Consider the following 21,001-nt stretch of genomic DNA (forward strand, 5'->3'; position numbering starts at 1 on the left):
AAATGGAACAAACTTGGCGCTGGTACGGACCAAACGACCCAGTAAGCTTAGCCGATATCAACCAAGCTGGGGCTACCGGAATCGTATCTGCCTTGCACCACATTCCCAATGGGGAGGTCTGGACGGTAGCCGAAATCGAAAAACGTAAAAAAGAGATCAACGATAGTGGCCTCTGCTGGTCGGTCGTAGAATCCGTTCCGGTACACGAGGCTATCAAAACACAATCGGAAGGTTTTGAAACCTATATTGAAAACTACAAAACCAGTATCAAAAACCTAGCGGCCTGTGGGGTAAACATCGTTTGTTACAACTTTATGCCCGTTCTCGACTGGACACGTACCTCTTTGGATAAAACCATGCCCGATGGTTCCAAGGCCTTGGCATTTGAACAGGATGCCTTTAGGGCCTTTGAACTTTTTATCTTAAAACGAAGAGGTGCAATGGCCGACTATTCCGAATCGGAAATACAGGCGGCAAAAGCCCGTTTCGACAAGATGACGGCAGATGAAGCGGCCCTATTGACCAAAAACATTATCGCGGGCCTACCCGGCGCCGAAGAAGGCTATTCCTTGGCAAGTTTCCAGCAAATACTGGACACCTATGCCGATATAGATGCAGCTAAGCTACGGCAACATCTCATTTATTTCTTGGAACAGATCGTACCCGTGGCCGAGGCGGCTGGGGTTTTGCTTTGTGCCCACCCTGACGACCCTCCCTACCCCATTCTAGGGCTACCCAGAATATTGAGTACCAAGGACGATTACGATGCTATTTTCGAGGCGGTTCCCTCAATCCATAACGGCATTACCTATTGCACCGGTTCCCTTGGGGTGCGTGAGGACAATGACCTACCCGCCTTGGTCGAGCATTTTGGGCCTAGGATCCATTTCTTACATCTCCGCAACGTCAAACGGACCGGAAACGGCAATTTCCATGAAGCCGACCATTTGGAAGGGGATACCGATATGTTTGATATCATAAGCCGGGTTTTGGCCGAACAACAGCGTCGTAAGGCCGAAGGCAGAACGGACACCCATATTCCCATGCGACCCGATCATGGCCATCAAATGATAGACGATCTAACCAAAAAAACGAATCCGGGCTATTCCTGTATCGGTAGACTTCGAGGTCTCGCCGAACTCAGGGGATTGGAACTCGGTATCGCCAGACAATTAGAAAAACAACAACATGCCTAAGCCGACTTTTATACACGACGATTTTCTGTTGCAAAACGATTTTGCACAACAGTTGTACCACGATTATGCGAAAGACCAACCCATAATCGATTACCACTGTCATTTATCGCCAGCCGATATTGCCCAAGACCGTGTCTTTAACAATATAACCGAGGCATGGATCCATGGCGACCACTATAAATGGCGGGCCATGCGAACGGCAGGTATCCAAGAGCACTTTATTACCGGTGAAGCTTCGGACAAAGATAAGTTCTTGGCCTGGGCCAAAACCGTACCCCAAACCTTGCGTAACCCGCTTTATCATTGGACGCACCTGGAACTGGCCCGGTATTTTGGCATTTATGAGTTGTTAAACGAAAAGAACGCTTCGGATATCTACGAGGAGGTCAGCCGCCAGTTGCAACAACCCAAAATGGGCTGTCGTGGCCTTTTGACCGGAATGCAGGTGGAAGTAGTCTGCACTACCGAAGATCCAACCGACACCCTCGAACACCATAAGGCCATGGCCCAATCGGACAGCGCGTTAAAAATGAGCACTTCATTTAGACCTGACAAGGCCATTTTTATCGCTAATGCCGATTATAACAGCTATATCGATGCCCTGGGTGCAACCGAAAATACCGTGATCAACTCCTATACCGACCTCTGCGACGTATTGGAAAAACGGCTCGATTTCTTCCACCAAAACGGATGTCGTGTTTCGGACCATGGTTTGGAGCGCATTTCGTATGCCGAGTTTACCGATGCCGAGATCAACGCCATTTTCGATCGTAAAAGACAAGGTTCTGAACCTACGGCGGAAGAGGTGGAAAAATTCCATACCGCCATTCAGATCTTTTTATCGGAAGGCTATCACAAACGTGGTTGGGTACAGCAATTCCACTTGGGCGCTTTACGGAACAACAACCAACGGATGCTAAGCCAATTGGGGCCTGACACCGGATGGGATTCCATTGGCGATTTCCCCCAGGCCCAAACCCTTTCCAAATTCTTGGATAGGTTAGACACCAACGACACCCTATGTAAAACCATTTTGTACAACCTGAATCCGGGCGACAACGAAGTCTTGGCCACCATGGTGGGCAACTTTAACGACGGCTCGGTTCGCGGTAAGGTACAGTTTGGCTCGGGCTGGTGGTTCTTGGATCAAAAAGATGGTATGACCAAGCAAATGAACGCCCTTTCCAATATGGGCCTCATTAGTTGCTTTGTAGGCATGCTGACCGATTCACGTAGTTTCCTTTCCTTCCCCAGACACGAGTATTTTAGAAGGTTGCTCTGTAACCTATTGGGTACGGAAATACAAAACGGTGAATTACCACAAGACCTCGAATTGATCGGAAATATGGTCAAGGACATTTCTTATGGTAACGCCAAGGGATATTTTAGTTTCTAAACCATCCCTCAAAACGAATAAAAGACAATACGATTTATAAAAACATTGGAATATGAAAAAAGTAGTAACCTTCGGTGAGATTATGTTGCGCCTATCGCCTCCGGGCTTTTCGCGCTTTTCTCAAGCCAACCAGTTCGATGTGGTCTATGGCGGGGGCGAGTCTAACGTGGCCGTCTCTTTGGCCAATTATAACATCCCGGTAGATTTCGTTACCCGATTGCCCGAAAACGATTTAGGCCTATGTGCCATGATGGAAATGCGCAAACGTGGGGTTGGCGTAGACCATATTGCCTATGGTGGCGATCGCTTGGGCATCTATTTCTTGGAAACCGGAGCGGTTAGCCGAGGTAGTAAGGTGGTTTATGACAGGGCCCATTCGGCCATGGCCGAGATCCAACCCGGTATGATCGATTGGAAAACCGTATTTGCCGATGCCCAGTGGTTCCATTGGACCGGTATTACCCCGGCCATCTCACAAGGTGCGGCCGATGCCTGTTTAGAAGCCGTAAAAGTGGCCCGTGAAATGGGCATCACCATCTCCACCGATTTGAACTACCGTAAAAAACTTTGGAAATACGGTGGGGATCGTGAAAAGATCATGACCGAACTCACCTCCTATTGCGACATTATCTTAGGCAATGAGGAAGATGCCGAAAAGCATTTTGGCATCAAACCTGAAGGACTTGACATAACCACACAAGGGGAGCATGTAAAAGCGGAAGCCTTCTTATCTGTCTGCAAGCAGATGATGGCCAAATTCCCGAATGCCAAAAAAGTGATCACTACCCTTCGCGGATCCATTTCGGCCTCGCATAATACCTGGGCCGGTGTATTGTACGATGGCAACAAAATGTACGATACCCGTCAATACCAAATTACCCACATCGTAGATCGTGTAGGTGGTGGGGATTCGTTTATGGGTGGCTTGATATACGGCCTGCTTACCTATCCGAACGACGACCAAAACGCCTTGGATTTTGCCGTGGCAGCCTCTTGCCTAAAACACACTATTAAAGGCGATGCCAACTTGGTAACCATAGACGAAGTAGAAAAATTAATGGGAGGTGATGCCTCGGGCAGGGTCTCTCGATAAACAATATTGAATATGGCACAATTTAGTAGACTAGAGGTGGCACAGGTTATGAAGGATACGGGTATGGTACCCCTGTTCTTTCACCCAGACCTGGACACCTGTAAAAAAGTGGTCAAGGCCTGTTATGACGGCGGGGCCCGATTATTGGAGTTTACCAGCCGGGGCGATTTTGCCCATGAAGTATTTGGTGAGCTGGTAAAATATGCCAACAAAGAACTACCCGGAATGATTATGGGGGTAGGCTCGGTTACCGACGCCGCTGCGGCCTCTTTGTATATGCAATTGGGCGCTAACTTTGTGGTAACGCCCGTGCTACGCGGTGACATTGCCTTGGTCTGTAACCGACGTAAGGTTTTATGGTCGCCCGGTTGCGGTTCCCTGACCGAAATTGCCAAGGCCGAGGAATTGGGGTGCGAAGTGGTAAAACTATTCCCAGGGGGGACTTATGGTCCTAGCTTTGTAAAAGCGATTACCGGCCCATGTCCCTGGACCAACATTATGCCCACAGGCGGTGTGGCCCCAACCGAAGAAAACCTTTCGGCCTGGTTCGATGCCGGCGTGTACTGTGTAGGCATGGGTTCTAAACTGATTTCTAAAGATTTGGTGGCCGAAGGACGTTTTGCTGAACTTACCCAAAAAGTTGCCGATGGTTTGGCCATTATCCAAAAACTGAAGGGCCAATGAAACGGCTCGCTTATATAGTTGCTGTATTTTTCCTTCTCGCCCTCAGCGGATGCGGGGAAGGCACGGGCCCTAAAACCATTAAACTGGCCCACGGACTCGATGTTAACCATTCGGTGCATTTGGCCATGGTAGAAATGGGCGAAGAGCTTGATAGATTATCCGATGGGCAACTAACCCTAGAAATCTATCCGAACCAACAATTGGGTACCGAAAGGGAATGTTTGGAACTTTTACAGATCGGAAGTTTGGACATGACCAAGGTCTCGGCCGGGGTCATGGAGAATTTTGCACCGAAAATGAAGGTATTGGGACTCCCCTTTCTCTTTAGGGACCGCGCCCATGCCTTTGAGGTACTCGATGGTAAAATCGGACAAGCATTGCTGAACGATGGTGAACAATACTGGCTCAAAGGCCTCGGGTTTTACGATGCCGGAAGCCGTAGTTTCTATACCAAGGAAAAGCAAGTAACCACCCCTGACGACCTCAAGGGAATGAAAATCCGGGTAATGGAAAGTGTTACCGCCATGAACATGGTGAGTAGCCTCGGTGGCTCCCCTACCCCCATTTCCTGGGGTGAACTGTACACCTCGCTACAACAGGGTGTAGTTGACGGGGCCGAGAACAATCCGCCTAGTTTTTACCTTTCACGCCATTATGAGGTATGTAAATACTACACCCTCGACGAGCACACCGTACTACCCGATGTTTTGGTGGCCGGCACCCAATTGTGGGAACGCCTGAACGCACAAGAACAACAGTGGTTATCTGAAGCCGTAAAAAAATCGGTGGTATACCAACGAGAACTATGGGCCAAGGCCGAAACCGAAGCTTTGGAAGCCGTTGAAAAGGCGGGGGTAACCATTTTACGTCCTGACAAAGTCCCCTTTGCAGAAAAGGTAAGTACGGTATACGACAGTTATGTTACCGATCCTGATATAGCCCAATTGATCGAACAAATCCAAAAGATTGACTAATGAATTTTCGAAAGACTTTAGATTCCGTATTGGCCAAGGTTTTGATCGTAATCATGGGGGTTATGGTACTCAACGTTTTATGGCAGGTATTTACCCGTTTCGTACTGGGTACCCCTAGCTCGTTTACAGACGAACTGGCGCGCTACCTTATGATCTGGGTGGGCATTTTGGGTGCCGCCTATGTTTCCGGTAAGAATATGCATGTCGCCATTGATGTTTTACCCCAAAAACTGGGCGGTAAGGCCCAAAAACGCATGCATATTACCGTACAGCTATTGGTTATGGCCTTTGCCTTATTGGTCATGGTAATCGGCGGAGGCCGACTGGTCTATATCACCTATATCTTGGGCCAACAGTCCCCCGCCCTGCAATTGCCTTTGGCTTATGTGTATGCCGTTATCCCCCTAAGCGGGATTCTGATTGTGTATTATAAAATGTCGGATCTTTTAAAACCGAACGCCTAATGGAATATATCCCAATTTTAGTTTTAGTACTTAGTTTCGTCGGATTGCTTTCCATTGGTACCCCGGTTGCCTGGAGTATTTCCATATCCGCTATTTTGACCATGTTGGTAAGCATACCCTATATGCCTGCTGCTACCACCGTTGCCCAACGTATGGGTACCGGACTCGATAGTTTTGCTTTACTCGCCATTCCGTTCTTTATTTTGGCCGGAAACCTTATGAACAAAGGGGGTATGGCACACCGCCTGATCGCCTTTGCCAAAACCTTGGTAGGTTCGTTACCCGGTGGTTTGGCTTTGATCAATGTAATCGCGGCCATGCTTATGGGTGCCATCGCGGGCTCTGCCATGGCCTCTGCCTCTGCCATGGGCTCTATTTTGGGCCCTGAAATGGAAAAGGATGGTTATAGCCGTGAATTCGGGGCCGCCGTAAATATTACTTCGGCTACTACCGGTTTGGTTATACCGCCTTCCAATGTTTTGATCGTGTATTCCTTGGCCAGTGGCGGGGTTTCGATCGCTGCTCTATTCTTGGCCGGATATATCCCTGGCATACTCACCGGATTGTTCTTAATGATCGTAGCCATGGTTTGGGCCAAGAAAAAAGGCTACAAACGTGGTGAGCGTTCCAACTTTTCACAAGTGGTTAAAACCTTTATCGATGCTGTTCCCAGTTTATTACTGTTGGTTATCGTAATCGGAGGTATCGTAGGTGGTATTTTCACCGCTACCGAGGCTTCGGCCATTGCGGTTTTGTATACGGTAGTACTCGGTTTTGCCTATAAGGAAATCAGTTTTAAGACCCTGCCCCAGATCCTCCTGGATTCGTCGGCTACCACGGCCGTGGTTATGTTGCTGATTGCGGCATCCATCAGTATGTCATGGATGATGTCTTACGAGAACATTCCGCAGGCAACCAGCGATGTATTATTGGGTATTAGCGATAATAAAATCGTAATCCTGTTGATCATTAACCTAATCCTACTTTTTGTAGGGATATTTATGGATATGACCCCAGCCGTTTTGATCTTCACCCCCATTTTCCTTCCGGTGGTGACCAAATTGGGCATGGACCCTATCCATTTCGGTATCATTATGGTGCTTAACCTCTGTATCGGACTTTGTACCCCGCCGGTGGGCTCGGTACTGTTCGTTGGTGTCGGGGTGGCCAAAACCTCCATCCAAAAGGTAATCAAACCCTTGATTCCCTTGTTTTTGGTGATGATACTGGCCCTGTTTTTAATAACCTATATTCCGCAATTGACCTTATGGTTACCGGAATTATTCGATCTATAATCACGTTACTCTAAAATCAAACAAAATGAAGTTTACTAAACTTTTAGCGCTAGGATTATTGCCGGCTTTAAGCCTGATTTCCTGCCAAGACCAACCCAAGGACACCACCCCTTGGGAGCCCTTATTCGACGGCAAACAAATTGCAGAATGGGGAAAAGTAGGTGGTGAGGCCGATTACAAAGTGGAAGATGGTGCCATTGTTGGTATTACCAAACACAATACACCCAACACCTTTTTGACCAGTTCTAAAAAATATGGCGATTTTATCTTGGAACTTGAGTATTTGGTAGACTCTACCATGAACTCCGGTATCCAGATCCGCTCGAACAGTTTACCACATTATCGCGACGGTCGTTTTCATGGCTACCAGGTTGAAATAGATCCTTCAAAAAGATCGTGGAGTGCCGGTATTTATGACGAGGCCCGTAGGGGTTGGTTGAATAATTTGGAAAATAACGAAGCCGCCCGTAACGCCTTTAAACAAAATGAGTGGAACCACTATCGTATTGAAGCTATCGGCGACACCCTTAAAACTTGGATCAACGGGGTACCCGCTTCTTATTTGATCGATGACCGTACCGCAGAAGGTTATATTGGTCTACAGGTACACAGTATCGGTAAGAACAAAAAGGCCGGAACCGAGATCAAATGGCGTAACGTAAACATCTTGACCAAGGATTTGGACAAGTACAGTAAAAAATCGCCTTTGACGCCTATCGTAACATTAAATAACCTTACTCCAGGCGAAAAAGGTAGTGGTTGGAAAATGCTATGGGATGGCGAAAGCACCCAAGGTTGGCGTGGCGCCAAACTGGATCATTTTCCAAAACAAGGTTGGAAAATTGAAAACGGCGAATTATCGGTACTCGCTTCAGGCGGTGCCGAATCGGAAGCCGGTGGGGATATAGTTACCGATAAACGTTATAGCGATTTTGAATTGAAATTGGAGTTTAAGATTACCGAAGGGGCCAATTCAGGTATCAAGTACTATGTAAACACCGATTTGAACCAAGGTAAAGGATCTTCCATAGGATTGGAATTCCAAATCTTGGACGATGCCAAGCATCCGGATGCCAAACAAGGTAACCACGAAGGTAGCCGTACCGTGGCTTCTTTGTACGACTTGATCCAAGCCGATACTTCCAAGCACATGAACCCAATTGGGGAATGGAACGAGGCACATATCAAATCCAAGGACAACCACGTAGAGCATTGGTTAAATGGTAAAAAGGTTTTGGAATACGAGCGTAGGAGCGACGAATACCGCAAACTGGTATCGGAAAGTAAATATGTAAAATGGCCCAAATTCGGTGAGGCCGACGAAGGGAACATCCTATTACAGGATCATGGTGATCTGGTTAGCTTCCGAAATATAAAAATCAAAGAATTGAAATAAGGTATTATGGACAATAGAAGGAATTTTATCAAAAAGACGGCCGCCGGAAGCGTAGGCCTTGCTGCGGGAAGTCTACTAATGCCCAACAGTGTATTAGGTAATGTATTGGGAGCCAGTGACAAATTACAAGTCGCCGTAATCGGGGTAAGGAGTCGCGCCAAAGGTTTGATCTCGAGCATCAACCAAATCAAGAACGTCAAGATCAAGTACAGTGTCGATGTCGACAAAAATATCTTAAAGGAACACAACGCCTGGTGCGAGAAAAACATCGGTTACGTACCCAAAAACGAAACCGATTTCCGCAAGGTATTGGACGATAAGGACATCGATGCCATTTTCGTGGTGACCCCAGAACACTGGCATGCGCCCATGGCCATTGCCGGTATGCAGGCCGGTAAACACGTATATGTAGAAAAGCCTTGTAGCCATAACCTGTTCGAGAACGATTTGATCGTAAAGGTGCAAAAGAAGACCGGTATGGTATGCCAAATGGGTAACCAGCAACGTTCGGGTAAATCGTCCATTCAGGCTATTCAAGAAATCCGTGAAGGGGTAATAGGCGACGTTTATAAAGGCGAGGCCTATTACAACAGTAACCGCGAGTCCATAGGAAAAGGTAAGGTGGTTCCCGTTCCCGATTATTTGGATTGGGAACTTTTTCAAGGTCCGGCACCTAGAGAGGAGTACCGAGATAACATACACCCCTACAACTGGCACTGGTTCCGCACTTGGGGTACCGGTGAGATACACAATAATGGTACCCACGAGATCGATGTATGCCGTTGGGCCCTTGGGGTCGATATTCCGAAAACCGTATCGGCCTTTGGTGGCAAATACACCTATGACGACGATTGGGAGTATGCCGACAATACCCATGCGGTTTTCACATACGACGATGGTAAATTCATAACCTGGAACGGCCATAGCCGTGGTAAAATGCAGCCCAACCAACCCGGGCGTGGCATTACCATTTACGGTAGCAAGGGGGTTATGACCCTAAGCCGAAACGAATATCGTCTGTTCGACCTAGGTGGTAAACAGATCAAGGAAGTTACCGAAGCCGCCAAAAGTGGTACCGTAGATAAAGTTGGTGGTGGTATTTTGACCACCTACCACATCCAGAACTTCTTCGATGGCATTCGTATGGGAACTAAGTTGAACGCCCCAATTGCCGATGGCGCCATTTCATCTATGCACTGCCATTTAGGTACCATTTCACAAGATTTGGGCCGTACCTTGAACATCAACCCTAAAAACGGGGAAATTTTTGATGATGACGAGGCCATGAGTTTCTGGAAACGGGAATACGAACCCGGCTGGGAACCAAAATTATAAGTTGCCATACAACACAACAACTAAACCGAATCTCTTTGAGGTTCGGTTTTTTTTTTGATTTTGAGTTTTCTCTTTTACAACTTAGGGCCTTGCCACCAAAATACTCTGGATATTATTTACATATCTTAGTCCCAAACCAACAACCTTACAAACTAATGCGTCCATTCCTTTTCATATTTTTCGCCTTTTCCCTCCTATCATGCTATCAAATGTCAAGCGATTCCATAGTAGAAGGCACACTCGAGGTTCCTGAAAATCGGAATGACCCAAATTCAAGAAGTTTATTTTTAAAGTATAAGGTATTAAAAGCCCTATCACCCGACTCCTTAAAAGCTCCTATAGTCTATTTACAGGGTGGCCCCGGCGGTGCTACCTTGATTATGGAAAAATACTTTTTAGAACATCCCTTACGAAAGGATCGTGATATTGTTTTAATGGATCAACGCGGTACCGGGGAATCTAGTGCCATATGTACTGATTTGGGTCAGTCTGTATTTGAGCTTATGCGTCAAAACCTCAATTTGACCGAAAATGTGAAAGCTACACAGGCCCTGTTGGCATCTTGCAAAAAGTATGCTGAAAATAACAATGTGGATCTAGCCGGCTATAATAGCCGGGAAAATGCAGCTGATTTTGAAGATCTTCGAAAATCATTGGGATACGAAGCATGGAATATACACGGTTCATCGTACGGAACCAGACTGGGTCTGACCTTTATGCGTGATTTTCCAGGTGGTATCCGTAGTGCCGTATTTGCAGGTGTGCTACCCATAGAATCGGGTGATCTTGCCAGTAAAGTATTGAATATTGAACGATCTTTAGACTTAGTATTTGAAAACTGTACATCGAACCCGAACTGTCATTCAAGATTTCCCGATTTAAAAAACCGTTTAAAGACAGTCTTGACAACATTGGATGAAACCCCTTGGCATTTGAAATATAAGGGAAATGATTTCGTGTTGAATGCTCACGATGCCTTCTCCCTAATTATCCTTCAACTGTATGACCGCCGTACCATAGGTCAAATTCCCTCCTTTATAGAAGCTCTCGAAAACAAGGACACCAAACCCATAGTTCATAGTTTACAAGGATATGAGCCATTCATTGGAATGGTTAATATCGCTATGCATTATTCCGTTATGGCCTACGAAGAATTCCCTTTTAGTCCTATGGAAAAAATAGATGAAGCTATAAAAAACGCACATTTTAAAAATGCTTATGCTTCGACCCTTCCTTTTTATGAAATCATCGCCGACTGGCACCCATATCGAGCAGCTCCAATAGAGAATGAAGCCGTGGTTTCGGATATTCCAACCTTATTGATATCAGGTGAATTTGATCCTGCAACCCCACCATTTGATGCGCTTAGCACACAAAAACATTTGGTAAATGGCTATGCCGTGGTGTTCGAAAACGAAAGTCATCATTTCTCCAACCCCTGTCTCACCCAAATCATAACCGATTTCATCGATTCCCCTTTTCAAAAACCCAATATGGATTGTAGCTCAAAAGTGGCACCTATACCATGGGATTTAGAACGCCAAAACCCTTAATCCACCCCGTTCAACTCCTCCTCGGTATACTCCCCTCCACTTTTTGGTAAGGTAGCCCTGATTTCTTTTATCTTTTCGGTGGACAAGCCTTTGCCCCCATCGGAAAAGGCGTTGGTCACAAAAGACAATAACGCATTGATATCGGCATCGGATATTTCCGGATTGTCGCGCAGCCCGGGCATTACATGTCCGTATTCATAAGTAGTGCCGTTTACGGTAACCGGCCCAGAAAGGCCATGTAAAAGTACCTTGGCCAACCGTTCGGTATCCCCAGATACATATTCAGAATCGAGTAAGGGCGGAGCCATTTGGGCTATACCGGCCCCGGTACTACCATGACAGGCGCTACAGATTTTACTGTATAATAAAGATCCCCGGGTACGGGAATCCATAGTATGTGACTTTTTTCTGTAAATGGGGTTTAACCAGGCCATTTCTTGAGAAGCCAACACTTTTTGATATTGGACATAAAACCCTTCAGCCAACTCCAATGTTTGTAGTCTATCCGTTTCCAAAGGCACTTCCAGGCCACTAAAAAAGGCTTCGCGATATAATGGACGCCCTTCATATCGATGTAACAGTACGCCAACAAGCTCATAGAATCGGGCATCAATATGGGCCCATCGGGCCATGGTGGAAGCCAAATACAAATCAATAGTGGGCTGAGCTTTAGATGAAAGCTTTGAATAAGCGGCAAAGACCCCTGAACTTGAATTACTATCAACAAATCCTTCCAAGGCATGAATGGCCGCAGCCACCAACTCAGCATCCTGATTATCTAAAACTTTAAGAAGGCTATTCAGTTCTAATTCCCCCATACCCTTTAAAGTATACAGGGCGTGTAATTTCGCCTTATCCTCTGTATCTGAGCGCAATAATCCGTTAAGGGTCCCGATTATATCTTGGTCATTCCGAAGAATCAAATGCCGTTGGGCCCTATCATGGACCCAACCATTGGCATGGCCCAACAACTCAACCAATTCAGACGAGGCCATGTCCGAAAAATCGGGAATTGGGGCCGTAATCGCCCCTTTGGCCTGAACCCTTAAAATACGGCCGTAATCGATTATAGTATCCAAGCCTTTTTCTTTGGAACGTTCGCGTAAATACGGACTCAAATAGGCATGGTGTTGTATTACCCCCCTATGCATGTCTACTATATAAAGCGCCCCATCGGGGCCGTTGTTTAGGTTTACCGGCCGAAATCCTTCATCGGTAGAAGCCAAAAACTCTTTATCGGGCCAAGCAAAACCTGCCGAAATACTATCCCCATGAAAGCCCAATACGGTACGTTTTATCAAATTAGCCTCGGGAATACAACTAAAGGCATTTTGGGCATAGCCCTCTGGAAACACCCCGCCCCTATAAATGGTTGGCCCACAGGCCGCGGTTACTTTTTGCAACAGACTGTCGGCATTTAACACTCCCGGGATATAACCCCGGTTGACCGAAGCCGCATGTTTGGGAAATACGCGTTGGGTCTCGGTTAGCACCTCTCCTATACCGTGTTTGGGTGCAAAATGCCGGTTACGCACCAAAACATTGGGCAACATATAATCGCCCAATAATATCTTGGAGTTGTTATTGTAGTAGAGACGGCCAAAATCGTCTTGGGCTATGCCCCATTGCCCCCTATGGGAGGTGGGTTCTTTAAGCCATTCCCCATCTTTTCTCTGGTAGCGGTAGTTACTTTTAGCACTATAGATCCAGTTGTCTATATTCAAGACCAGACCATTGGGCTGATGTTCCGGATTTCCTTCCGGGGCATATTCAGCATCTACCAGCACTCGATTCTTGGGTTGGTCGTTCTCGATCTCTACGAACCATAATCTTGGGGGCTCGGCATACAATAACCCACCATAAACATGGGCCAAGGCACGTGGCATGACTAAACTATCCAAAAAAACCTTGGCATGATCCATGACCCCATCGCCATCGCGGTCTTCCAGAATTTTTATGGCACCACTGGGGTTTTCTTCGGTAGAGCTTTCCAGGTTCTCCATAAAACCGGTCATCTCTGCCACCCACATTCGTCCTTGATCGTCGAAGTCCATGGCCACTGGGGTATCCAACAAGGGTTCGGCCGCTAAAACGCTCAACTCAAAACCATCGGCCAAAGAATAGGGCTCCAAGGAAACTTGGGTCTCTTTGTAATCCGTGGCACAACCCCACAGTATTATCAGTGCCAAAGCACCTACTACATATTTCATAGGAAAAACATCACTTAGGATCGAGACTGCTTCTTTATTCGATACAATTCAGGGCCTCCCCGAACTCCAATCTTTTTTTCACCCGTAGCTTCCAAAAGATCCAGTTGCATCATTTTTTTTCTAAAATTACGACGATCCAACTGTTCATTAAGAATACTCTCGTAAAGATCCTGCAATTCTTTTAAGGTGAAGGCATCGGCCAATAATTCACCGAACAACAAACGCCTTTTCAGGTTTTGTTTTAAAGTCTCATGGGCATCGGAAAACAAAGTGGCATGATCAAAAGCCAAGGAAGGCAAGGGTTCGTTTATTGGAAACCAGGCCACTTCAGATATATGGTTCTTGGCAATTACCGGATGGTTCTCTGGCTTAACCAATGCGTAAAAACAAACGGTAACCACACGTTTGGCCGGGTGGCGGTCTACCTTACTGTATATCTTAACCTGTTCTTGATGTATATCGGACATGCCCGTAAGATGGTACAATACCTGATTCACGGCCTCTTCCAAGGTCTGGTCCTTTTCCATTATACCACCTGGCAACAGCCAATGGTCTTTATAGGGCGCTATAGATCGTTTGACCAACAACACTTTTAAAACCCCTTCATGGAAACCGAAAACCGCACAGTCTACGGTAATGGAAACCTCATAGGAGTCCGATACTACGGTCGGGGTTATTAACTTTTCCGTCACTTCTATTCTTTTTATCGCGAAAACGATAGGCGGCCTATCGTGTTTACCTGCGTAAAATACACACATTATCCCGGACACCAAAAAAGAGGCCCCATTGTTTTACAAAATCGGCTTGTATAGGGTAAAAATATCTCGAATACACCATTACTTCCCCAAAATCGGTATGCAGATATATGCAAAAAAACAGTGGCGAAAACCATTTCCTAAAAACCAAAAAATAGTCGCAATCGTTTTCGGTTTCAACGATTTTCAAGAAAAAAGAAGAAGCGATACAGATTCGTCAGAACGGTCAAAACATGACTTTGGTCATATCTTTCCTGCCCCTCTCGGCCTAACTTTACAATACACTGATCATCAAGGTAAAAACCTACGATATCGGTGTCGCAAACCCCTTAAAACCACCGCCTATGAACACTATAAAAGAAATATTGATTCCGTTCAATTTCATGCCCAGTTCCAAAAAAGCATTGGTTTATGCCTTGAACTACATAAACAGGGACGAGGATGTAAATATTAGGGCCTTAATGGTACTTGACCGTAAGATCAATGAAACCCTAATGAATGATTATCAAGAGGACTTTCAAAAGTTTTTGGAACCCCATCTAAACCCTCTAAAAAAGAAACCCAGTCTACATTTTGATTATGGCGATTTGACCGAGCGGGTATTGGACAACCAAAAAAAATGGAACTCAAATTTGGTTATTATGGGTACCCGGGGCGATATGGATTACGGCGCCGTATTGGCCACACGTACCTCGCACTTGGTCTTGGAGGCCGATTGCCCGGTACTCAGTATTCCGTTGATCTGCCATAGGGAAGACCAAGAACCGAAAAAGATCGCCTTGGTGTTGGGACATGAAGAAATTGAGGACAAAAACCTATTGCTGACCCTTTTGGAGGTAGTAAGGCACTTTAATGCCAAACTATATGTACTCACGGTTTATCCGGACCAGATTTTCCACGATGCGGAAGAAAGACAGATTGATGCAAAAAACGAATCTACCTTGGAGTACTATTTAGAGCATTTTTATGAGGCACATACCTATAAAAAAAGTACGGATTTGGAAGAAGAGATACAGCGCTACATCAAAGAACATGATATAGATATCTTATCGATACTACCCAGAAACCACCTGCACAGGGGCAAAGCCTCCAAGGGGAAACTTACAGCACTTTTGACCATTCATTCAAGAATTCCGGTTTTGGCCCTTGATTGAACCTAAAGGCCCTAACGGCCTACTAATAAAAACATAGACAGTATTAAAAACAAACCCATAATTGCGAAAACATGATTACGGAAACCATCTCACTTGAAAAGTACGGTATCAAAGACGCCAATGCCCATTGGAACATGAGTGCCGAAGACCTGCAGAAGAAAACCATCGAACTAGGACTGGGAACCGAGACCGATAATGGGACCTTGGCCATAAACACCGGAAAATTTACCGGACGTTCGCCAAAAGATCGCTTTTTGGTAAAAGACGATTACACTAAGGATCGTGTATGGTGGGGACGTATCAACAAACCGATATCCCCAGAAAATTTTGACATCCTTCAGGAAGAAATCGTAAAATACCTAAGCGGTAAGGAAATATATGTAAGGGATGCCGCCGTCTGTGCCGATCCCAACTATACCATGAACGTACGTACCATTACCGAATACCCCTGGTCCAACTACTTCATCAAAAACATGTTCCTACGCTTAAACGAAAAGCAACTGGAAAATTTTGAGGAAGAATGGCTGGTGCTTTGTGCCCCAGGATATGAAGCCCCAGACCCACAAGCCGTAGGTATTATCGCCGGTAACTTCTCCATTTTGAACTTTACCAAAAAAATCGCCTTGGTAGGAGGTTCTGCCTATACCGGGGAGATGAAAAAAGGCATCTTCTCTGCCCTTAACCTTATATTACCCGTAGAAAAGAACGTATTGCCCATGCACTGTTCGGCCAATGTAGGCGAGTTTGGCGACACCGCTATTTTCTTTGGTCTTTCCGGTACTGGTAAAACCACGCTTTCCGCCGACCCTAACCGTAAACTTATCGGGGACGATGAGCACGGTTGGACCCCAGAAAACACCATTTTCAACTTTGAAGGCGGTTGTTATGCCAAGGCCATAGACCTTACCGAAGAAAAAGAACCGGATATTTATAGGGCCATTAGACCCGGTGCCTTGTTGGAGAACATCGTTTTCAAGGAAGGTACCAAGGAGGTCGATTATTTCGATAGCACCATTACCCAAAATACCCGGGTGAGTTATCCGATAAACCATATCGACAACATTCAAATGCCACAGTATGCCGAGAATATCAAAAACATATTCTTCCTTACCTGTGATGCCTTTGGGGTATTGCCACCCGTTTCCAAACTGAATCCGGGCCAGGCCGCTTACCACTTTATTTCGGGCTATACGGCCAAAGTGGCCGGTACTGAAGCCGGAATCAATGAGCCCGTACCTTCGTTCTCAGCTTGTTTCGGGGAGCCTTTTATGCCATTGCACCCTACGGTTTATGCCGAAATGCTCAGTAAAAAAATGCAGGAGGCCGGGGTAAATGTTTGGCTGATCAATACCGGATGGAGCGGTGGCCCCTACGGTGTTGGTTCTAGGATAAAACTGAAATATACCCGTGCCATGATCACGGCAATCCTCAAAGGCCAATTGGATGATGTAGAATACCAAGAACACCCCATTTTTGGCTTGAACATGCCAAAATATGTACCCGGTGTGCCTATGGAAATCTTGGATCCGATGAATACTTGGCTACAAAAAGGAGGTTATATCAGTAAGGCCATACAATTGGCCCATGCCTTCCACATCAATTTTGACAAATTTGCCAGCGAGGCTTCTGAAGAAATCTTGAACGGTGGGCCACTAATCGATTCACACCACGGATTGGATGACCATGTATAAGGACTAACTTACCAATTCAACCCTGAAAAGGTCGCTCTCCTCCCCCGGTAGCGGCCTTTTCAATTTTTAACCCAAACTTTATTTGCTAAGTTTGTAGCTAGTCTAATTTTTTGGTATTGCGATTTTTTCCCTGCTTTTTATCGGCCTTCCTATTATGGGCCATGTCCTTGACGCCGCTAGTAGCCCAGACCTTTTCCGAATTGGACGAAACCCAACAGCGAAAAATCTTTTCAACGGCCTATCTATACCTGGCTTCAACCGAGGCCAACCCTGAATTCGATCGGCTTGTACAACAATACCTGCCCCCACTGGCCCTAGAATCGAGTTCGGTATCGGAATCATACCAGAAGATAAGGGACCTATACCAAGTGGACACCTTGCTTCTGATCGGAAAACCATTAAGACCGCCACATACCAAAACGGGCTTAATCTTTATTGGACTAGAGGAAACCGATCAGATAGATTTTTGGAGCGACGCCCAATTAGACCAAGTAAAACTATCGGTCTTACCCCAAGAACCAAGAACCCAAGCATGGAAAGCATTGATGACCCATTGGAAAAAACGGGGCCGTATGCCCAACTTGATCCCATTTGATCCTGAAAATCCGGAAGCAAGTTTCGAAATCGTTGAAAAACTGAACCGTACCCCAAAGGTGGCCGGTTTGGTCCATGAACAAGGGGTCGCAATTTTCGATGTACATTTCAAATATTTTGAAAACAGTACTGTGGGGGGCTATTTCTGTCTTCCGATGGATCGGGGTTCGGCCGCACCTGAGCTTATACCCCAAAAAGCAGGCTACTATTTTTCGCCTGACATCGTAAATATCACATTCGAGAACAAAACGCGCCCAAAGACTTTTGAAGGTTTTAAAATACCCTTGGCCTATGGTCTCTCCCATCGCTTCGGTTTTACAAATAAAGATGATATCCGTGCCCAAGGTGCCATAAACAATCGTGTGCACTTTACGGAAGACGATAGTTTGGGATTGGTCGGTAATTACGACAAAGGCGCCTATATCGATGCCGGTCTGGAGAGCCGTTTGGCCCTCCGATCGAGCTTTTCTATTATCGCCCGTATAAAACCCACCCAATACAGTGATCGAAATAGCATTCTTGGCAAGGGCAACAATTTTGTACTCAAATTGCATCAAGGCTACCTTACCTTCACGGTCCCGGGGGTAAAAGATTACCAATCCTTTCAATCCCCGATCCCGCTTAACGAATGGAGTCAAGTAGGTTTGGTCCTCAGTGAATCGAGGCGCGAGATCCGTTTTTTCGTCAACGGTAAACTTACCGAGAGCATAACCCTAAAAGCAGATTTTGAGGGATCTGATTACAACCTGATGATGGGTAGCAACCTTTGGGAGGAATACTTTATAGGGCAGATCAAAGACATCTATATTTGGGACCGCGAACTCGACGAATCGGATGTTGGCGCATTACACTTGCAACCTAACGCATTACAACCAAGCCCAGTAGATAATGGGATTTCCCTTTGGTGGTTACTTTTGTCTTTATTGCCGATTGCCTTGTTTTACTTTTTATGGAAACGAAACCGAACGGATATTGTAGCTAAGGCCATCCCTGATTTTACCCTGACCCAAATACACCTGGAGGACAGCCCCAAAAACCACATCCGTTTATTTGGTCGCTTCAGTCTTTTCGATCGCGACGGAAATGATATCGCCTCCCGTTTCTCGCCCATGCTCAAACAAATATTCCTTGTGGTACTCTTGCATAGCGAATCGTCCGGTAAAGGTATTTCTACCAAAAAACTCACCGAGATCATCTGGCCAGGGCTTTCCCCGGCCAAGGCCAAAAATACACGGGGTACCAATATTCAAAATCTTAGGCAGCTCTTAATCGATTGCGACCAAATTGAATTGGTTTTTAAAAACAAACTTTGGGTTATGGAAATCGGAGCCCCCTCCCAATGTGATCTGGCCGAGGTCCGTCGATTGTTCCAAGCCTTTGCCAAGGCTCCGAAGCTATTGCAGAACCGGGATCTTGTGGAAAGAGTGACGGTCTATTTGGCCCATGGGGTATTTCTCTCCAATGAAACCCTATTTTGGCTTGAGAACCAAAAAGAACATATCGGCAATTGGGTCATTGAAAACGGGCTAAAACTTGCGCAAAGTCTAAGGCTGGAAACACAAGGGGAGACCTTGTACAAAATCGCGGAAATCATTTATCAGTACGACGATCTTAATGAGGAAGCCCTTCGACTTAAACTACAGGTATTACATAGCCAGGGCAAGCACAGCATGGCCTTAAAAGTTTACCAAAGCTATTGTAGCCTCTATAAAAGCCTTTATGGCACCGATTACCAAACGCCCATGGAGCACCTTTCCCACAAAAACACCTCTAAAAACCTCTAAAACAGTATTTTGACAACTAAAACAAATGAAGTCAATTTATGTGTTTTATTGAAAATATTTTAGAACTTACCCCATACATTACCCCATAATTTATCCGCCGACTGTTTTATTTGTATCCCTATTTGCATTACAAACCAAAACAGCATTCCTATATGAGTATCGACAATAAAGGTAGGCGGAGTTTCTTGACCAAATCGGTTGTGGCCGCGGCAGGTATCTCCATTATTCCAAGACATGTTCTAGGCGGGCCCGGATTTTTGGCCCCAAGTGATCAACTGACCAAGGCCATTATCGGTTGCGGGGGCATTGGCCAGACCCACATCAACAAAGAAGGCACAAGATTATTGGCGATTTGTGACGTAGATCGCAACCATTTGGCCAGTACCAGTGCCAAGGTTGGCGCCCAAGTAGAGACCTATACCGATTTTAGGGAGCTGCTACTCAATAAAGATGTCGATATCGTTCATATATGCACACCACCCCATTGGCACGGGCTTATGTCGATCATGGCCGCTGAGGCCGGGAAAGATGTATGGTGCGAAAAACCCATGACGCGTACCATAGGTGAAGGAAAACGTGTGATGGAAGCGATGAAGTTACACGGTAAAATGTTCCGTTTAAATACTTGGTTCCGCTTCCGCAGTAATTTCTACGGCTTGGGCACACCCGTCAAAAAACTAAAAAAGGTAGTAGACAGTGGTGTTCTGGGATGGCCCCTTAAAGTAACTGTTAGCGGTGTCACCGGTTTTAACTGGAAATTCTATTGGGTGGGCAAAGAAAACTTGGCGCCCCAACCCGTTCCCCAAGAACTCGATTATAATATGTGGTTGGGCCCGGCCCCCGAAAAACCCTATAACCCGCATCGGGTACATTCTACCTTTAGGGGCTATTGGGACTATGATGGTGGCGGACTTGGCGATATGGGGCAGCATTATCTAGACCCCGTGCAATATTTCTTGGGCAAGGACAATACCAGTCCCGTTAAAGTTGAAGTAGATGCCCCACAACAGCATTACGATGCCGTGGGTACTTGGCGTAAAATCACCTATACCTATGCCGATGGCTGCCAAATAATTCTCGATGGTGCAAATGCCGATAAAAAGGCGGCCTATCTCGAAGGCCCCAACGGAAAAATTTATAACGGTTTTAAATCGACCATACCCAATTTAGAAGGATTGATCAATAGCCTTCCGGATCCGGAAGAACAGATTACCTCATTCTCCGAATCGGTTCGTACCCGTAAAAAGTTCGCCCTGAATGAAGAAAACGGTCATCGTTCCTGTACCATTGTCAATATGGGGGTAATCGCACTCCGCTTGGGAAGGACCTTGGAGTTTGACCCGGTAAAACAAGAATTCATCAATGATGAAGAAGCCAACCGATTGATCGATCAACCTATGCGTACCAGCTGGGCCAACTAATTCACT

At 46.0% G+C, this 21,001-nt stretch carries 16 protein-coding genes; 14 read left to right on the forward strand and 2 right to left on the reverse strand.

Annotation, left to right across the window (positions count from 1 at the left end):
- Window positions 1–2: 2 nt before the first annotated feature.
- From uxuA to B7P33_RS00635, 10 genes are all read left to right on the forward strand, one after another.
- On the forward strand, window positions 3–1,196 hold the full coding sequence (gene uxuA, locus B7P33_RS00590) for a mannonate dehydratase (protein WP_216359353.1): 1,194 nt from the start codon (window positions 3–5) through the stop codon (window positions 1,194–1,196).
- On the forward strand, window positions 1,189–2,592 hold the full coding sequence (gene uxaC / locus B7P33_RS00595; protein ID WP_097440030.1) for a glucuronate isomerase: 1,404 nt from the start codon (window positions 1,189–1,191) through the stop codon (window positions 2,590–2,592). Before uxuA ends, uxaC begins: the two co-directional genes overlap by 8 nt.
- Before the next feature lie 52 nt (window positions 2,593–2,644).
- Window positions 2,645–3,685 carry a sugar kinase gene (locus tag B7P33_RS00600; RefSeq protein ID WP_097440031.1) on the forward strand — a complete coding sequence of 347 codons (1,041 nt, stop codon included), beginning with the start codon at window positions 2,645–2,647 and terminating at the stop codon, window positions 3,683–3,685.
- A 12-nt stretch (window positions 3,686–3,697) separates the two neighbouring features.
- The gene (locus tag B7P33_RS00605) at window positions 3,698–4,369 is read left to right on the forward strand and encodes a bifunctional 4-hydroxy-2-oxoglutarate aldolase/2-dehydro-3-deoxy-phosphogluconate aldolase (protein ID WP_097440032.1); all 672 of its coding nucleotides are present in this window, start codon (window positions 3,698–3,700) and stop codon (window positions 4,367–4,369) included.
- Entirely contained in the window at window positions 4,366–5,343 is a 978-nt protein-coding gene (locus B7P33_RS00610; RefSeq protein ID WP_097440033.1) for a TRAP transporter substrate-binding protein, read from the forward strand. Before B7P33_RS00605 ends, B7P33_RS00610 begins: the two co-directional genes overlap by 4 nt.
- A complete protein-coding gene (locus tag B7P33_RS00615; RefSeq protein ID WP_097440034.1) occupies window positions 5,343–5,807 on the forward strand; it encodes a TRAP transporter small permease in 465 nt (154 codons plus the stop codon). Before B7P33_RS00610 ends, B7P33_RS00615 begins: the two co-directional genes overlap by 1 nt.
- Window positions 5,807–7,102 (forward strand): TRAP transporter large permease, encoded by a 1,296-nt coding sequence (locus B7P33_RS00620; protein WP_097440035.1) that lies wholly within the window; start codon window positions 5,807–5,809, stop codon window positions 7,100–7,102. The genes B7P33_RS00615 and B7P33_RS00620 overlap by 1 nt, the downstream gene beginning before the upstream one ends.
- A gap of 25 nt (window positions 7,103–7,127) precedes the next feature.
- Entirely contained in the window at window positions 7,128–8,498 is a 1,371-nt protein-coding gene (locus B7P33_RS00625) for a 3-keto-disaccharide hydrolase (RefSeq protein ID WP_097440036.1), read from the forward strand.
- A 6-nt stretch (window positions 8,499–8,504) separates the two neighbouring features.
- Window positions 8,505–9,833, forward strand: a complete 1,329-nt coding sequence (locus tag B7P33_RS00630; RefSeq protein ID WP_097440037.1) for a Gfo/Idh/MocA family protein — start codon at window positions 8,505–8,507, stop codon at window positions 9,831–9,833.
- Between the two features lie 209 nt (window positions 9,834–10,042).
- Window positions 10,043–11,386 carry an alpha/beta hydrolase gene (locus B7P33_RS00635; RefSeq protein WP_172435816.1) on the forward strand — a complete coding sequence of 448 codons (1,344 nt, stop codon included), beginning with the start codon at window positions 10,043–10,045 and terminating at the stop codon, window positions 11,384–11,386.
- Here the strand turns inward: B7P33_RS00635 and B7P33_RS00640 are convergent.
- Both B7P33_RS00640 and B7P33_RS00645 read right to left on the reverse strand, forming a co-directional pair.
- Window positions 11,383–13,596 carry a DUF7133 domain-containing protein gene (locus tag B7P33_RS00640; RefSeq protein ID WP_097440039.1) on the reverse strand — a complete coding sequence of 738 codons (2,214 nt, stop codon included), beginning with the start codon at window positions 13,594–13,596 and terminating at the stop codon, window positions 11,383–11,385. The two genes, B7P33_RS00635 and B7P33_RS00640, sit on opposite strands and share 4 nt — an antisense overlap.
- A 14-nt stretch (window positions 13,597–13,610) precedes the next feature.
- Window positions 13,611–14,288, reverse strand: a complete 678-nt coding sequence (locus B7P33_RS00645) for an NUDIX hydrolase (protein ID WP_172435817.1) — start codon at window positions 14,286–14,288, stop codon at window positions 13,611–13,613.
- A gap of 407 nt (window positions 14,289–14,695) precedes the next feature.
- Here B7P33_RS00645 and B7P33_RS00655 point away from each other — a divergent pair, with 407 nt between their 5' ends.
- The 4 genes from B7P33_RS00655 (at window position 14,696) to B7P33_RS00670 (ending at window position 20,995) form a co-directional block, all read left to right on the forward strand.
- Window positions 14,696–15,505, forward strand: a complete 810-nt coding sequence (locus B7P33_RS00655; RefSeq protein WP_097440042.1) for a universal stress protein — start codon at window positions 14,696–14,698, stop codon at window positions 15,503–15,505.
- Window positions 15,506–15,576: 71 nt separating this feature from the next.
- A complete protein-coding gene (gene pckA / locus B7P33_RS00660) occupies window positions 15,577–17,196 on the forward strand; it encodes a phosphoenolpyruvate carboxykinase (ATP) (protein WP_097440043.1) in 1,620 nt (539 codons plus the stop codon).
- Between the two features lie 161 nt (window positions 17,197–17,357).
- The gene (locus B7P33_RS00665) at window positions 17,358–19,574 is read left to right on the forward strand and encodes a LamG-like jellyroll fold domain-containing protein (RefSeq protein ID WP_141402358.1); all 2,217 of its coding nucleotides are present in this window, start codon (window positions 17,358–17,360) and stop codon (window positions 19,572–19,574) included.
- A gap of 152 nt (window positions 19,575–19,726) precedes the next feature.
- Entirely contained in the window at window positions 19,727–20,995 is a 1,269-nt protein-coding gene (locus B7P33_RS00670) for a Gfo/Idh/MocA family oxidoreductase (RefSeq protein ID WP_097440045.1), read from the forward strand.
- Window positions 20,996–21,001: the final 6 nt, after the last annotated feature.

The organism is Sediminicola luteus (assembly GCF_002514735.1).
Lineage (GTDB): Bacteria > Bacteroidota > Bacteroidia > Flavobacteriales > Flavobacteriaceae > HQA918.

Bases quoted from the DNA above. Each gene is read 5' to 3' on its own strand.
- B7P33_RS00635 (WP_172435816.1), top strand. From the start codon at position 10,043: ATGTCAAGCGATTCCATAGTAGAAGGCACACTCGAGGTTCCTGAAAAT.
- B7P33_RS00615 (WP_097440034.1), top strand. From the start codon at position 5,343: ATGAATTTTCGAAAGACTTTAGATTCCGTATTGGCCAAGGTTTTGATC.
- B7P33_RS00640 (WP_097440039.1), bottom strand. From the start codon at position 13,596: ATGAAATATGTAGTAGGTGCTTTGGCACTGATAATACTGTGGGGTTGT.
- uxuA (WP_216359353.1), top strand. From the start codon at position 3: ATGGAACAAACTTGGCGCTGGTACGGACCAAACGACCCAGTAAGCTTA.
- B7P33_RS00665 (WP_141402358.1), top strand. From the start codon at position 17,358: ATGTCCTTGACGCCGCTAGTAGCCCAGACCTTTTCCGAATTGGACGAA.
- B7P33_RS00620 (WP_097440035.1), top strand. From the start codon at position 5,807: ATGGAATATATCCCAATTTTAGTTTTAGTACTTAGTTTCGTCGGATTG.
- pckA (WP_097440043.1), top strand. From the start codon at position 15,577: ATGATTACGGAAACCATCTCACTTGAAAAGTACGGTATCAAAGACGCC.
- B7P33_RS00605 (WP_097440032.1), top strand. From the start codon at position 3,698: ATGGCACAATTTAGTAGACTAGAGGTGGCACAGGTTATGAAGGATACG.
- B7P33_RS00670 (WP_097440045.1), top strand. From the start codon at position 19,727: ATGAGTATCGACAATAAAGGTAGGCGGAGTTTCTTGACCAAATCGGTT.
- B7P33_RS00610 (WP_097440033.1), top strand. From the start codon at position 4,366: ATGAAACGGCTCGCTTATATAGTTGCTGTATTTTTCCTTCTCGCCCTC.
- B7P33_RS00600 (WP_097440031.1), top strand. From the start codon at position 2,645: ATGAAAAAAGTAGTAACCTTCGGTGAGATTATGTTGCGCCTATCGCCT.
- B7P33_RS00630 (WP_097440037.1), top strand. From the start codon at position 8,505: ATGGACAATAGAAGGAATTTTATCAAAAAGACGGCCGCCGGAAGCGTA.
- B7P33_RS00655 (WP_097440042.1), top strand. From the start codon at position 14,696: ATGAACACTATAAAAGAAATATTGATTCCGTTCAATTTCATGCCCAGT.
- B7P33_RS00625 (WP_097440036.1), top strand. From the start codon at position 7,128: ATGAAGTTTACTAAACTTTTAGCGCTAGGATTATTGCCGGCTTTAAGC.
- uxaC (WP_097440030.1), top strand. From the start codon at position 1,189: ATGCCTAAGCCGACTTTTATACACGACGATTTTCTGTTGCAAAACGAT.